At 65.3% G+C, this 13,854-nt stretch carries 8 protein-coding genes; 4 read left to right on the forward strand and 4 right to left on the reverse strand.

Going from position 1 to position 13,854, the window contains the following annotated elements; genetic code table 11:
• Positions 1–100: 100 nt before the first annotated feature.
• The 3 genes from QX121_RS25170 to hemA all read left to right on the forward strand — a co-directional run bounded on the left by QX121_RS25170 (position 101) and on the right by hemA (position 4,928).
• Positions 101–2,239, forward strand: a complete 2,139-nt coding sequence (locus QX121_RS25170; protein WP_315813312.1) for a HAMP domain-containing methyl-accepting chemotaxis protein — start codon at positions 101–103, stop codon at positions 2,237–2,239.
• A 191-nt stretch (positions 2,240–2,430) separates the two neighbouring features.
• Positions 2,431–3,489 (forward strand): MBL fold metallo-hydrolase, encoded by a 1,059-nt coding sequence (locus tag QX121_RS25175; RefSeq protein ID WP_315735936.1) that lies wholly within the window; start codon positions 2,431–2,433, stop codon positions 3,487–3,489.
• Between the two features lie 209 nt (positions 3,490–3,698).
• Complete coding sequence (gene hemA / locus QX121_RS25180; RefSeq protein WP_315778420.1) at positions 3,699–4,928, forward strand: 5-aminolevulinate synthase; 1,230 nt, start codon at positions 3,699–3,701, stop codon at positions 4,926–4,928.
• Between the two features lie 242 nt (positions 4,929–5,170).
• Here the strand turns inward: hemA and QX121_RS25185 are convergent, their stop codons facing one another.
• Positions 5,171–6,253, reverse strand: a complete 1,083-nt coding sequence (locus tag QX121_RS25185; RefSeq protein ID WP_315811377.1) for an integrase core domain-containing protein — start codon at positions 6,251–6,253, stop codon at positions 5,171–5,173.
• 454 nt (positions 6,254–6,707) lie between these two features.
• On the opposite strand from QX121_RS25185, the gene QX121_RS25190 reads away from it, so the two are divergent.
• The gene (locus tag QX121_RS25190; protein ID WP_315735932.1) at positions 6,708–10,226 is read left to right on the forward strand and encodes a PAS domain-containing hybrid sensor histidine kinase/response regulator; all 3,519 of its coding nucleotides are present in this window, start codon (positions 6,708–6,710) and stop codon (positions 10,224–10,226) included.
• A gap of 13 nt (positions 10,227–10,239) precedes the next feature.
• Here QX121_RS25190 and QX121_RS25195 read toward each other — a convergent pair whose 3' ends face one another.
• From QX121_RS25195 to QX121_RS25205, 3 genes are all read right to left on the reverse strand, one after another.
• Positions 10,240–10,800: a hypothetical protein gene (locus QX121_RS25195; protein ID WP_315813313.1), complete on the reverse strand. Its 561-nt coding sequence runs from the start codon at positions 10,798–10,800 to the stop codon at positions 10,240–10,242.
• A gap of 149 nt (positions 10,801–10,949) precedes the next feature.
• Complete coding sequence (locus QX121_RS25200) at positions 10,950–12,017, reverse strand: hypothetical protein (protein ID WP_315813314.1); 1,068 nt, start codon at positions 12,015–12,017, stop codon at positions 10,950–10,952.
• Between the two features lie 850 nt (positions 12,018–12,867).
• Positions 12,868–13,542 carry a response regulator gene (locus QX121_RS25205; RefSeq protein WP_008961908.1) on the reverse strand — a complete coding sequence of 225 codons (675 nt, stop codon included), beginning with the start codon at positions 13,540–13,542 and terminating at the stop codon, positions 12,868–12,870.
• Positions 13,543–13,854: the final 312 nt, after the last annotated feature.

Here is a 13,854-nt window from a genome sequence, read left to right on the forward strand (position 1 = left end):
CTCAGCACTGCCCGAGTAGTTTCCCGGATTTGTTAACCGCCCGCCGCGATACTGCCTGCAAGCAACAGCTCCAAGTAGTGCATATCGGGGGACACCAGAGATGGCGATTCGGTTCAGCTTCAGCAGGGTGCTCGGAGTCCTGCGACCTGGATGGGGCGTCCGCGGCAGCCTGTTCGCAGCCTTCGCAGTGATCGCCGGCATGGCGATCGCGATCAGCGTCGCTGCGGGACTGATGCTGCGACACGTCGGCGGCACCATGGTCGAGCTCTCGGACCGCGAGATTCCGCGCCTCACCTCGAGCCTGCAACTGCTGGCGCAGAGCTCAGGCCTGGCCAGCCTCGGCCCGGCGCTGCTGCAGTCCCAGAGCGAGGACGCGCTCAACGATCGCCTGAAGAAGATGCAGGAGATCCAGAAGACCACGCAGGAGCGCCTGAGCGAGATCAGCGCGCTCGGCGCCGCGAAAAGCGTGGTGGCGCCGCTCGCCGAGACCATCAAGAACATCAACGAGGCGAATCAGAGCCTGGTGTCGGCCGCACGCGAGCGTCTCGAAGTCGCCGCCCTGCACAACAAGCAGTATGATGCGTTGCGCAAGGCGCAGGCGGACTTCACTGCCGCCGCCAACGAGCCGATGCTGGATGCCCAGACGCAGCTCAACGCCGTGCTCGGCGCAGCCGAGGTGTCCGCGGACGACGCAACGGCAGCCGCACGGTTCGTCGAGCAGCTCGGCAACGTGATCGCGTCCGGCAACCTGCTAGTGGCGCAGATGGCTGCCGCGCTCTCGGCCAACGACAGCGACACGCTGGAGACGATCGAGCGGCAGTTCAAGGAGGCGGTGGCGCAGCTCAAATCCAATCTCGAATTGCTGCCGACCGGCCGCAGCACCAAGGCAATCCACGATGCCGCGCTGAAGCTCGCCGCACTCGGCGAGGGCAAGGCCCGCGTGTTCAAGACGCGCGAGAAGGAGCTCGACGCCAACGATTACGGGCAGACCGTGCTGGAGGAGACGCGAAAGCTCAATGTCGGTCTCGACATCAGCGTGCAGCAGCTCGTCGAAGGCGTGCGCAAGTCGACCGAAAGCGCCACCAGCACGGCGGGCCGTGACATCGAGCTGGCAACGCTCGGCATGGCCGGTGCCGGCGCAGCCACGCTGCTCGGCTCGGTGCTGTTCGTCTGGCTCTATGTCGGCGGCAACATCCTGCGCCGGATCAAGCGGCTGCAGCAGGCGATGCAGACGCTGTCGAGCGGCGATCTCGACACCGAGATTGCGGCCTCGAAGCAGCGCGACGAGATCGGCGCGATGGTCGACACCCTGCAGGTGTTCCGCGACAACATGGTCCGTGCCCGTACCCTGGCCGCCGAGCAGGACCGCGAGAATGCCGCCAAGGCCGAGCGCGCCGCGCGCATGGAGGCGCAGATCGCCACGTTCGAGGCGACGGTGCGCAGCGCCCTCGGCACGCTGCAGAACTCCGCCACGGCCATGCAGGCGACCGCGCAGAGCATGTCGCAGACCGCCGACCAGTCCAACTCGCTGGTCAATGCGGTCGCGGCGGCTGCCGAGGAGACCTCGGTCAACGTCCAGACCGTGTCGGCCGGCACCGAGCAATTGTCGTCGTCGATCGCGGAGATCAGCCGCCAGGTCGTGACCTCGGCCCAGATCGCCAAGAAGGCGGTCGAGGAAGCCGGCGCCACCGACTCGACGATGCAGGGACTCGCCGACAATGCGAGCCGCGTCAGCGTCGTCGTCGACCTGATCCAGGCGATCGCCTCGCAGACCAACCTGCTCGCGCTCAACGCCACGATCGAGGCGGCGCGCGCGGGCGAGGCCGGCCGCGGCTTCGCGGTGGTCGCGCAGGAGGTGAAGAGCCTGGCGAGCCAGACCGCCAAGGCCACCGATGAGATCCGCACCCAGATCGCAGGCATGCAGCAGGTCGCCTCGTCGGCCGTGTCGGCGATCCGCAACATCGGCGAGACCATCGCCGAGATCGACAACGTCACCACCGCGATCGCCGCCGCCGTCGAGCAGCAGGGCACCGCGACGCACGAGATCGCCCGCAACATCCAGCAGGCGGCCTCCGGCACCACCGAGGTCTCCAACAACATCACCGGCGTCTCCAGCGCCTCGGCCCAGGCCGGCACCTCCGCCAACGAGGTGCTCAGCGCCTCGGAGGCGCTACGCCGCGAGGCCGACACCTTGCGCGCCGAGGTCGATTCGTTCCTGACCAACATCCGGGCGGCGTAGTTGCTACTCGCCGGTCATTCCGGGTTCGAGGCCTGCGGCCTCGCGCCGGAATGACGGGGGCGTGGCGAAGCAGAAGGCGCCGAGGCAGGTCATGCTGGCGCGCCCCGAAGCACCTTCCGTACCCCGGAATGCCGTCCAGCCATGTGTTTTTCGGCTGGCGCTCGCCCGCAGCGGCCGTTAATCGATGAGGCATGACGAAGACAGACACCGTTCACTCCTCCGCCGAAGCCCTGCGCTATCCCTGGGAGCAGCATCCCGGTGAGGACCAGGTCGTCGAGGTCGCGCCCGGCGTGCTGTGGCTGCGCCTGAAGCTGCCGTTCCGCCTCAACCATGTGAACATCTATCTGCTCGCCGATGGCGACGGCTGGGTCGCGGTGGACTCAGGCTTCGGCAACGAGGAGTCGATCGCCGCCTGGACGCGGCTGCTCGATGGCCCGCTCAAACACGTCAAGATCAGCCGGCTGATCGTGACGCATTCGCATCCCGACCATGTCGGGCTCGCCGGCTGGATCGTCGAGCGCTTCAACTGCCCGCTGGTGATGTCGCAGGTCGAGTACCTGCAGTCGGTCTATCACCAGAACCGCGGCACCGAGGAGCGTCGCGATGCCCAGCGGCTGTTCTTCCGCCGCCACGGCATGGACGAGACCCTGACCGACAAGCTGCTCGGCCGCGGCCAGGAATATCTGCAGCGCGTCTCGGTGCTGCCGGCCTCTTACCGCCGCATCTCCCATGGCGACGAGATCCAGATCGGCAGCCGGCGCTTCAAGGTCATCACCGGCGGCGGCCACGCGCTCGACCAGGTCATGCTGTATTGTGCCGCCGACAAGCTGTTCCTGTCCGCCGACCAGGTGCTGAGCAAGATCTCGCCCAATGTCAGCGTCTGGGCGGTCGAGCCCGACCAGAACTCGCTCGGCGAATATCTGGCTTCGCTGGCGAGCCTCACCACCACCCTGCCCTATGACGTGCTGGTGCTGCCAGGCCATGGCGTGCCGTTCTACGGGCTGAAGACGCGCATCAAGCAGCTCGCCGACCACCACGAGGAGCGCTGCCGGATGATCGCGGACGCCTGCCGCGACGAGCCGAAGACCTCGGCGCAGCTCGTGCCGGTCGTGTTCCACAAGCACGTGCTCGACCCGCACCAGATGGGCTTTGCCGCCGGCGAGCTGATCGCCCACGTCAACTACATGCTGGTCGAGGGTCGGCTGACCGGCCAGGATGTCGACGGCGTGCTGCATTATCGCACCACCTGAGGCCGCGGAGCTGTGCCGCCGCCGCGTCGCCGCAATCCGGGCGCCGTTCGGCCGAGATCACTCCTCCCTTGGACAAATCGCCCAATTCCCGCCGTGGGATTCCGGCTCGACAGCCGCTCTGGAAACGCTCTAAGAAGACCTCACGCCACGCATGCCGCGAGGTCTTCACTTCAGATGCTGCACTGCAGCGCGCCAGTTCGGGTTTCGTGATGGACTACAGCCAGTACTTCAGTGCCGCCCTCGGTCGCCTGCATGATGAGCGTCGCTACCGTGTCTTCGCCGATCTCGAACGCATCGCCGGCCGGTTCCCGCATGCGACCTGGCACTCGCCGAGCGGACCACGCAATGTCGTGATCTGGTGCTCCAACGACTATCTCGGCATGGGCCAGCACCCGAAGGTGGTCGGCGCGATGGTCGAGACCGCGACCCGCGTCGGGACCGGCGCCGGCGGCACCCGCAACATCGCCGGAACCCATCATCCCCTGGTGCAGCTCGAGGCCGAGCTCGCCGACCTCCACGGCAAGGAAGCGGCGCTGCTGTTCACCTCCGGTTATGTCTCCAACCAGACCGGCATCGCCACGCTCGCCAAGCTGATCCCCGACTGCCTGATCCTGTCGGACGCGCTGAACCACAATTCGATGATCGAGGGCGTGCGCCAGTCCGGCTGCGAGCGCCAGATCTGGCGCCACAACGACCTCGGCCATCTCGAAGAGCTCCTGATCGCGGCCGGCCCGAACCGGCCGAAGCTGATCGCCTGCGAGAGCCTGTATTCGATGGACGGCGACGTCGCGCCGCTGGCAGCGATCTGCGATCTCGCCGAGCGCTACAACGCGATGACCTATGTCGACGAGGTGCATGCGGTCGGCATGTACGGCCCGCGCGGCGGCGGCATCGCCGAGCGCGACGGCGTCATGCACCGCATCGACATCCTCGAAGGCACCCTCGCCAAGGCGTTCGGCTGCCTCGGCGGCTACATCGCCGCCAAGGGCGAGATCATCGACGCCGTGCGCTCCTATGCGCCGGGCTTCATCTTCACGACCGCGCTGCCGCCGCCGATCTGCTCGGCCGCCACGGCTGCGATCAAGCACCTGAAATCGTCGAGCTGGGAGCGCGAACGCCACCAGGACCGCGCCGCGCGGGTGAAGGCGATCCTCAACGCCGCCGGCCTGCCGGTGATGACCAACGACACCCACATCGTGCCGCTGTTCGTCGGCGATCCCGAGAAGTGCAAGCAGGCCTCCGACCTGCTGCTGGAAGAGCACGGCATCTACATCCAGCCGATCAACTACCCGACCGTCGCCAAGGGCGCCGAGCGCCTGCGCATCACGCCCTCGCCCTATCACGACGACGGCCTGATCGACCGCCTCGCCGAGGCCCTGCTGCAGGTCTGGGAACGGCTGGGCCTTTCGCTGCACAAGAAGGCGATGGCGGCGGAGTAGCCCTTCGTAGCCCGGGTGAGCGCAGCGACACCCGGGTTCGCCTCGGCAGCTCATAGGACCCCGGATATCGCTCCGCTCATCCGGGCTACGCGCGCCCGCGGCTGAGCTGGCTACGCGATCACCTCACTCGCCACTGCGCTCCCCTCCCCCTTGCGGGGAGGGGTCGGGGGTGGGGGTCCACGAGTGACCGACCGGGTTGATCCCTGACATTTTGGACCGGGCTGATCCCTGACACTATTCGATCACTGCTGTGTTGTCTCCGCCGTTTCCTGCGCGACGCGGAGCCGCGCACGCGGCGGAGCAAAGCGCAGGAAACGGCGGTCGCGGTCGATCAGCCCGAGGTCTCGGCCCCAGAAGCGGACGATGTGGCCGCCGGTATCGTGCTTGGCGAGGCCGATGAGTTCGCCGGCGAGCGCTTCGCCAACGAAGACGTGCTCGCCTTGCCATTTGATGTCCCCGGTGGGACGCACGCGGCGGACCTCGTGATCGGCGTCGTACCAGGGATCATCGAGACGGTCTGGCATGAAGCGCACCGGCCTGCGCCAGAGCTTGACGGGGGCCACCTGGTCGAGCGCCTCGTGCGGCCGCTCCTCGTTGAAGTGGCGGCGAAAGGCGTCGAAGCGTCGCTGCTGCTCGGCGGCCGTGTCTGCCGGTGGCTTCGACGTCTCGGCCTTCAGCGTGCGGTGCATGCGCTCGTGCCGGCCGTTGTCCTGCGGGCTCGCTGGTGGGATGTAGCGTGGCTCGATGCCGAGCTTGAGCCACCACACCGAGAGCGCCGAAAGGCCGCCAGCTCCCGTCGATCCGAACGGTACTCCATTGTCGGAGCGGATCGCGTCGGGAAGGCCGATATCCTTGAAAACGCGCTCCAGAGCGCCCTTCACGCCAGCCCAGGTCGGATCGACAATGCGCACCTCGATGAGATAGCGGCTCGCCGCATCGGTGAGTCGGCGTGGCTGCGCTTCGACCAGGCCTTCACGCTTCAGGAGGTCGCCGATCGTCGAGGCCGCCGGCCAGTCGACCTCCGGCCGCTCGCGCGCGAGCCAGGCCTTGATCTTCTTGGGGCCAAAATGCGGAAACCGTCGTCGTGTTGCGATGATGCGCCGTGCCAGCCGGTCCGCTGTGGCGTGCGGGCAGTTCTGCACGGCGTGGCTCTTCTCCTCGAACCACTGCGGATCCCCGCTCGCGCGGCGGCGCTCCCAAACGTAGAACGTCTCCCGGCTGATGCCGTGCCGCGCGCACAGCTCCGTCACCGAAAAAGCTCCCGTGTCGTACTCCCGAAACAACCCGATACGCTGCTCCACAGGACTGCTCTCCCTGAAAGGCATCGACCGATCCTCCTTCGAATCGGACGAAGCTTGCCTGTCAGGAATCAACCCGGTCTGAATTGTCAGGACTCAGCCCGGTTCATACCGAGTCCCGCTCTCCATGAGACAGCCTGAGCTCTCTAAAGGAGCGAAGAGTCCAGCTGCTGACGATAAGGCCGAGGCGCGCGTCTAATTCAATTCAGTGCCCGGGGCCCCCCACCCCCAACCCCTCCCCGCAAGGGGGAGGGGAGCTGACCGGCCACGCCGCGAGACACGGGCTCAGATCGTCACGACTCCACCGATCCGTCTGGATATGGAACGGACCGCCGCCGTCGAAGCGATACATCGCGCCGCCCTTAGCGACGCCTCCTCGTTCCCTGCGTCCCTCGCCACATCCCTATCGCCCCGCCTCTCGCAAAGCGCTAAGTTCGCGGCCAATTCACGGGGCGCAGCGATCGAGGAGTTCGCGAAGGCCATGCTGCATGACTGGGGCGTGATCGCAGCCGCGTTCGGCTACATCGGCTTCCTGTTCCTGGTCGCCAGCCGCGGCAACCGGGCCGGAGAGCGGCGGCCGGCGGAAAGCCGTGGCCGGCTGGCTGGGCTGATCTACCCGCTGTCGCTGGCGATCTACTGCACCTCCTGGACCTTCTTCGGCTCGGTCGGCTTCGCCTCGCGCACCAGCGTCGACTTCCTTGCGATCTATCTCGGGCCGATCCTGATGGTCGGCGCCTGCACGCCGCTGCTGCGCCGGGTGATCCAGCTCGCCAAGTCGCAGAACATCACGTCCGTGGCCGACCTGATCGGCGCCCGCTACGGCAAGAGCCAGGCGGTGGCGGCCACGGTGGCGCTGATCGCGATCATCGGCTCGGTGCCCTACATCGCGCTGCAGCTCAAGGCCGTCGCCTCCTCGCTGCAGACCATCCTGATCGACGACCGCGCCTTCGCCCACATCCCGATCGTCGGCGACATGGCGCTGATGGTCACGCTCGCGATGGCCGTCTTCGCGGTGCTGTTCGGCACGCGACAGACCGACGCCACCGAGCATCAGCATGGCCTGATGCTGGCGGTCGCGACCGAGTCGATCATCAAGCTCGTCGCCTTCATCGCCGCCGGCGCCTTCGTCACCTTCTGGATGTTCTCGCCGGTCGAGCTGATCGAGCGCGCGATGAAATCGCCGGAGGCCGAGCGCGCGCTGGAATATGTGCCGGGCATCGGCAATTTCCTCACCATGACCCTGCTGTCGTTCTGCGCCGCGATGCTGCTGCCGCGCCAGTTCCATGTCAGCGTGGTCGAGAACGCCGACGACGCCGAGGTGTCGCGCGCGCGCTGGCTGTTCCCGCTCTATCTGGTCGCGATCAATCTGTTCGTGATTCCGATCGCGCTCGCCGGCCTCGTCACCTTCCCGTTCGGCGCCGTCGACAGCGACATGTATGTGCTGGCGCTGCCGATCGAGGCCAATTCGCAATGGCTGTCGATCCTCGTCTTCGTCGGCGGATTGTCGGCGGCGACCGCGATGGTGATCGTCGAATGCGTGGCGCTGTCGATCATGGTGTGCAACGACATCGTCGTGCCGCTGGTGCTGCAGCGTCAGGAGCAGCGCGAGATCGGCCGCGACTTCGCGGGCTTCCTGCTCGGCACCCGCCGCATCGCGATCTTCGCCATCATGGTGATGGCCTATTTCTACTACCGCGCGCTCGGCAACACCCAGCTCGCGGCGATCGGTCTGCTGTCGTTCGCCGCCATCGCCCAGCTCGCGCCGAGCTTCTTCGGCGGTCTGTTCTGGCGGCGCGCGACCGCGCGCGGCGCCATGGGCGGCATGCTGGTCGGCTTCGCCGTCTGGCTCTACACGCTCTTCATCCCGAGCTTCCTGGACACCTCGACCGCGGGCATCCTGTTTCTCCAGCACGGCCCGTTCGGACTGGAGGCACTCAGGCCGCAGGCGCTGCTCGGCACCGATCTGCCGCCGCTGCTGCATGGCGTGCTGTGGAGCCTGTCGCTCAATCTCTTGACCTACATCGTGCTGTCGCTGGCGCGGCAGCCGTCGTCGATCGAGCTCTTGCAGGCCGACATCTTCGTACCGGCCGAGCTGACGCCGAGTGCGCCGAGCTTCCGGCGCTGGCGCTCGACCGTGACGGTGCAGGACATCCAGAGCACGGTCGGCCAATATCTCGGTCCCGACCGCGCCCGCGCCTCGTTCGAGGCGTTCGCCGCCCAGCGCAACCTCCCGCTCGATCCGGCCGCGCCGGCCGATTTCGAGCTGCTGCGCCATGCCGAGCACCTGATCGCCTCCTCGATCGGCGCGGCGTCGTCGCGCCTCGTGATGTCGCTGCTGTTGCGCAAGCGCACGGTGTCGGCCAAGGCCGCCTTGAAGCTGCTCGACGATTCCCACGCCGCGCTGCATTTCAACCGCGAGATCCTGCAGACCGCGCTCAACCACGTGCGCCAGGGCATCGCGGTGTTCGACGCCGACCTGCAACTGATCTGCTCCAACGGCCAGTTCGTCGACCTGCTCGGGCTGCCGCCGGATCTGGTGCAGATCGGCAGCCCGTTGAAGGAAATCCTCGAATTCATGGGCACGATCGGCGCGCCGACCTATGAGGACAGCGAGGCGCTGCTGGCGCGCCGACTCGCCGCCTACACCACCGAGGGCGAGCCTTATCTGGAACGCCTCGCCGACCGCCACATGGTGATCGAGGTCCGCACCAACCGCATGCCGGATGGCGGCCTCGTCATCACCTTTACCGACGTGACGCCCTCGTTCGAGGCCGCCGAAGCGCTGGAGCGCGCCAATGCGACCTTGGAGAAGCGCGTGCGCGACCGCACCGAGGAGCTGACAAGGCTGAACTCGGAGCTCGCGCTGGCCAAGAGCGCCGCCGAGGACGCCAACATCTCCAAGACGCGCTTCCTCGCCGCCGCCAGCCACGACATTCTGCAGCCGCTGAACGCGGCGCGGCTCTACGTGACGAGCCTGGTCGAGCGGCAGACGGCGGGCGAGGATTCGCGCCTGGTCGAGAACATCGACGACTCGCTCGAGGCGATCGAGGAGATTCTCGGCGCGTTGCTGGACATCTCCCGGCTCGACGCCGGCGCGATGACGCCCTCGATCTCGAGCTTCAAGATGGCCGACCTGATGCGCTCGCTGGAGATCGAGTTCGCGCCGGCCGCGCGCGCCAAGGGTCTGGAGCTGGTGTTCGTGCCGTCGTCGCTGCCGGTCGAATCCGACCGCCTGCTGCTACGCCGGCTGCTGCAGAACTTCATCTCCAACGCCATCAAGTACACGCCCAAGGGCCGCGTGCTGGTCGGCTGCCGCCGCCACGGGCAGTCGCTGCAGATCGGCGTCTACGACACCGGCGTCGGCATCCCCCCGGTCAAGCGTGGCGAGATCTTCAAGGAATTCCACCGCCTCGAGCAGGGCGCGCGGATCGCGCGCGGCCTCGGCCTGGGGCTGTCGATTGTCGAGCGCATCGCGCGTGTGCTCAATCACGGCATTGCGCTGGACTCGCGACCCGGCCGCGGCTCGGTGTTCTCAGTGACGGTGCCGATCGCCAAGGCGATCAACCACACCGCCGCCGTCACCACCGCGACCCCGCTGGCAACGACGCCGATCGCGGGCGCCCTGATCGTCTGCATCGAGAACGATCCCGCGATCCTCGACGGCATGAAGACCCTGCTGACGGCGTGGGACGCCGAGGTGATCGCCGTCCCCGATCCGGAGTCCGCGGTGGAGGCGATCGCGGCACGCGACGGCGCCGTCACCGGCCTGCTCGTCGACTATCACCTCGACCGCGGCAACGGCATCGCCGCCATCCGCGACATCCGCCGCCGCTTCAATGAGGCGCTGCCCGCGATCCTGATCACCGCCGACCGCAGCCCCCACGTCCGCGCCGCCGCCCGCGACGACAACATCGCCGTGCTCAACAAGCCGCTCAAGCCAGCCTCGCTGCGCGCGCTGCTCGGCCAGTGGCGGATCCAGCAGATGGTGGCGGCGGAGTAGGTAAGGGCAACTCTCAAGTCACGACTGTCGCCGCGATTGAACGACTTGAGCAGCGGGACCAATCGTCTCTCGGCGATCGCACCGCCGAGGTTGAAATCGCCGACGCGGGCAATGCCGACGCATCGAGCGCCAATTGGCTGAGTGTGTCGCCGCTCTTGGCTTCGATGGCACCGCGTACCTTCAGGGCATAGTCGACGCCGTCGCGACGGAAGGGCCATACCGGCTCAGCGCTGCGGTCTTCCGGCGTTTCTGGCACGCCCCCAGCGCGACAGATAGTCGGGCGAGGCGACGTTGGTGCGGCCGTTCTCGCTGAGGCGGCGCGCGATGAGCGCCAGCGGACCGCAGCGAATTGCCACGCCCCCACCTCGACGATCCCGTCGCCCAGATTGATGTCGACCAGAATGTTCGGATAGCGTCGCATGAGTTCGCCGAGCACCGGGACGATGCAGATGCAGCCGTGCGAGATGGCGGAGCTGACTCGGATGCGTCCGCGCAGCGAGCCCTTAGTCTGCGATCGCCTGCCCGGCCTCGTTGAGGTCTGCCAGGATGCGGCGAGCTGCGCCGAGACAGGCATGGCCCCTAGGCGGTCAGCGTGTGTGCGCGCGTGGACCGGAACAGCAGGCGCGCGCCGAGCTGCGCCTCGATTGCGATCGAACGTCGAAGCCTTTTTGACGATCGAAGAGGCTTGCGGTAAAAGTTACAGAAGTTCATCGGCCTCCGCGTTCACTTCCCTGGATCTTCCGCTTCCAAAACAAGCTTACCTTTGAGGCGACACAGCTTTCCCGAACCGCATTTCTCTACATAGAAACTCGCATGCCCCACGCCATCAACAGTTGACTTTACGAAACTGCTCGACCCTGAAGCTGCAATCGGAGCTGGGCAAGCACCTGCATACGATAGCAGACCCGATATAGCTTCATTCGGCCCCTTCATCCTAATATCGAGCCAGCAATCACCTGCGGCCGCTAGAGAAATCTGCAAATTGGCTGTTTTGGCGCTTATTCGAACGCCTGCCGGCATTTTTTGACAGGTGTAGTCCTGTGAACTGGAACCTGTTGCCACCACATCATCTACATTGAATTCACATCGCAAGCACACGTCCGCCGAGCGCTGCAAAACACAATTGTCAATTGGCTTAGGCGCTGGCGGCGGAATAGCTACGATTTTGACAACCTCCGAAACAACTCCGTTATACGAAGCGGCCAAGATAACCCCTCCACTCTTAGGTCGAGCAACGGAGACATAGTTGTCGCCGGGGTCCATTTCGGCTTGCAGCTCGATTCCTTCAATTTTCGGCACCGTCCATTTGATTTTTATCGGGCCGCTATTCGTCCCCGGAAAATTCGTCCATCGAACTTTCAGGAGCACCGCATCGACGTTTCCTTCTACCACAGCAAGGTGCAGCCCAAATTGGTTGAAAATACTACTTTCAAGACATTTTTGATACGCATCAGCTGCGGATTTGTCTAACCCGGTCCAGAAGATTTGCTGGGCCTGGTCTTCGGTTAGAGATTGGCCAAATTGCTGCTCAATGGAATTGTAAGCCTTTCTATACTCGTTGTAGCTGCCACTTGTGGGTACACCATAGATCTTCCCACTAGCCGCCGCCCCCTTACTTAACTCGTTCCAATCTGCTTCTTTGACAAACTTCGCTAGTCGGTAGTCGGAGTGATAACTGCTTGTGCGCTCGTAGGTAGACATTACAACCTTTAGCTCGCAATTTTCTGCTCGAGCCGTTGTCGCGATAGGCGCGACGGCAAAGAATCCAATCAAGAAAATGAACCGAGACATTTGTCGTCCTCCACCATCTTATGGCAAGATATCGTTACTACAACGCCATCTGATTTTTTCGAAGATACAAGGATCTAGCATTCGACCTCGGCGAGGCACTCACAGAAAATCTGGCCACAATCCGAGGCAAGGTACTCCAAATCCCGTCAAACGGATCGAGATTTCCACCAGACCCCACAGAGATTTATATTTCTTCTTTCCAGAAATCGCGCTATGAGTCGCGCCATCCCGTGCCCGCCATGAGGGGCGCTTCGCGATCGTCACGAACGTGGGGTGCGGGATGCGGTGGGCGCGTCGGGTCGCAGCGTGCTTCGGCATGCCGACGAACGATCCGGCGCGCACGGTCAAGCCGTGTGGTCCTGGCATCCCGTTGCTGATGCCAAATCCGTGACGACGGTGTTGCGGATGACGGGGGCAAGAAAGCCGGTCCCCGAGGAGAGCGCGGAGCAGCCGTTAAAGCCATCGCGCAGGGAAGGCCGGGTGTTTCGGCCAGACCTGTGGTGACTGCCGCCTGCTTTTTTTCTGCAGGCGGGCCACGGGCGCGGCCAGCGCCCGGCCTTCCCTGCGCCCTCTATCTTCAAGAGGGCCGATGATTGGCAAAGCTCGGACGCGCTGTGCGCCGCGAGGCCGTGAAGGCGTGTCGCGAGTGAAGCAGAAGGCGTGCGGAATGGACGCTGTCCACATACACTGCAAGACGGCATCAAGCGCCGGCCAATGGCGCCTCCGGCAGACTGCTGCGGGGTATCGTCATTCCGGGGCGGCTCGCAGAGCCGAACCCGGAATCTCGAGATCCCGGGCCCCGTCCTTCGGACCATCCCGGAATGACGACTCATCCAGATTTTCCCGTCGCCTACTTCCCCGTCGGCGTATCCTGCCGCCAGGCGCTGCCCGCGATCTTCGCGGCGGCGATCACAGCCTGGGTCCGGCTCTCGACACCGAGCTTCTGCAGGATGGCCGAGACATGCGCCTTGATGGTCGCCTCGGAGACGCCGAGCTCGTAGGCGATCTGCTTGTTGAGGAGGCCCTGCGACAGCATCATCAGCACGCGCACCTGTTGCGGGGTCAAGGTGACCAGCCGGTCGCGCAGCTTCGTCATCTCCGGATCGGCCCCGGCGGCGAGGTCGGTGTCGGGCGGCACCCAGACGTCGCCGTCCATCACCTTCTTGATGGCATCGCGCAGCGTATCGACGCCGAACCGTTTGGGAATGAAGCCGGACGCGCCGAAATCGAGCGAGCGGCGGATCGTCGCGCCGTCATCGCTCGCCGACACGATGACCACCGGGATCGCCGGATATTGCGCGCGCAGATAGATCAGGCCCGAGAAGCCGGAGATGCCGGGCATGGTGAGGTCGAGAAGTACGAGATCGACCTCGGAATCCTTTTCCAGCAGTGCGGTGAGGTCCTCGAACGAACCGGCCTCGTCGACCACGGCCTCCGCGAGCACGCTCGCGACGGCCTGCCGCAAAGCGTTGCGGAACAGCGGGTGATCATCGGCAATGACGAGATGGGTGCTGGCAGCCGCCATGAATCCAGATTTGACCTTGCGAGACCGACGACATGCTGCAACTGCACGCGCCCGGTTTTCCGGAAATACTCGCCCGGCCACCGGTTGCATGCAAGCGTCCAATTCCACTTGCCGGGAAGGCGGTTAATCCGAACCTTGTGCAACGCAACATCGGTAGCGCGACGGCCGCTCACCGAACTTGATCCGCCGCAATGTCCCCATCTTTACCGCGCGCCGCAGAGGGCAGAGCCGAAAGTCGTATTGGGGCGGGTTTCACTGCAATGTTACTGAAGGCCAAGGTCTCCGCGACCTGCGCCGTCCAAGTCCGGCATG

Origin of the sequence: Bradyrhizobium sp. SZCCHNR2028, from assembly GCF_032380995.1 — a bacterium.
Classification (GTDB): Bacteria; Pseudomonadota; Alphaproteobacteria; order Rhizobiales; family Xanthobacteraceae; genus Bradyrhizobium.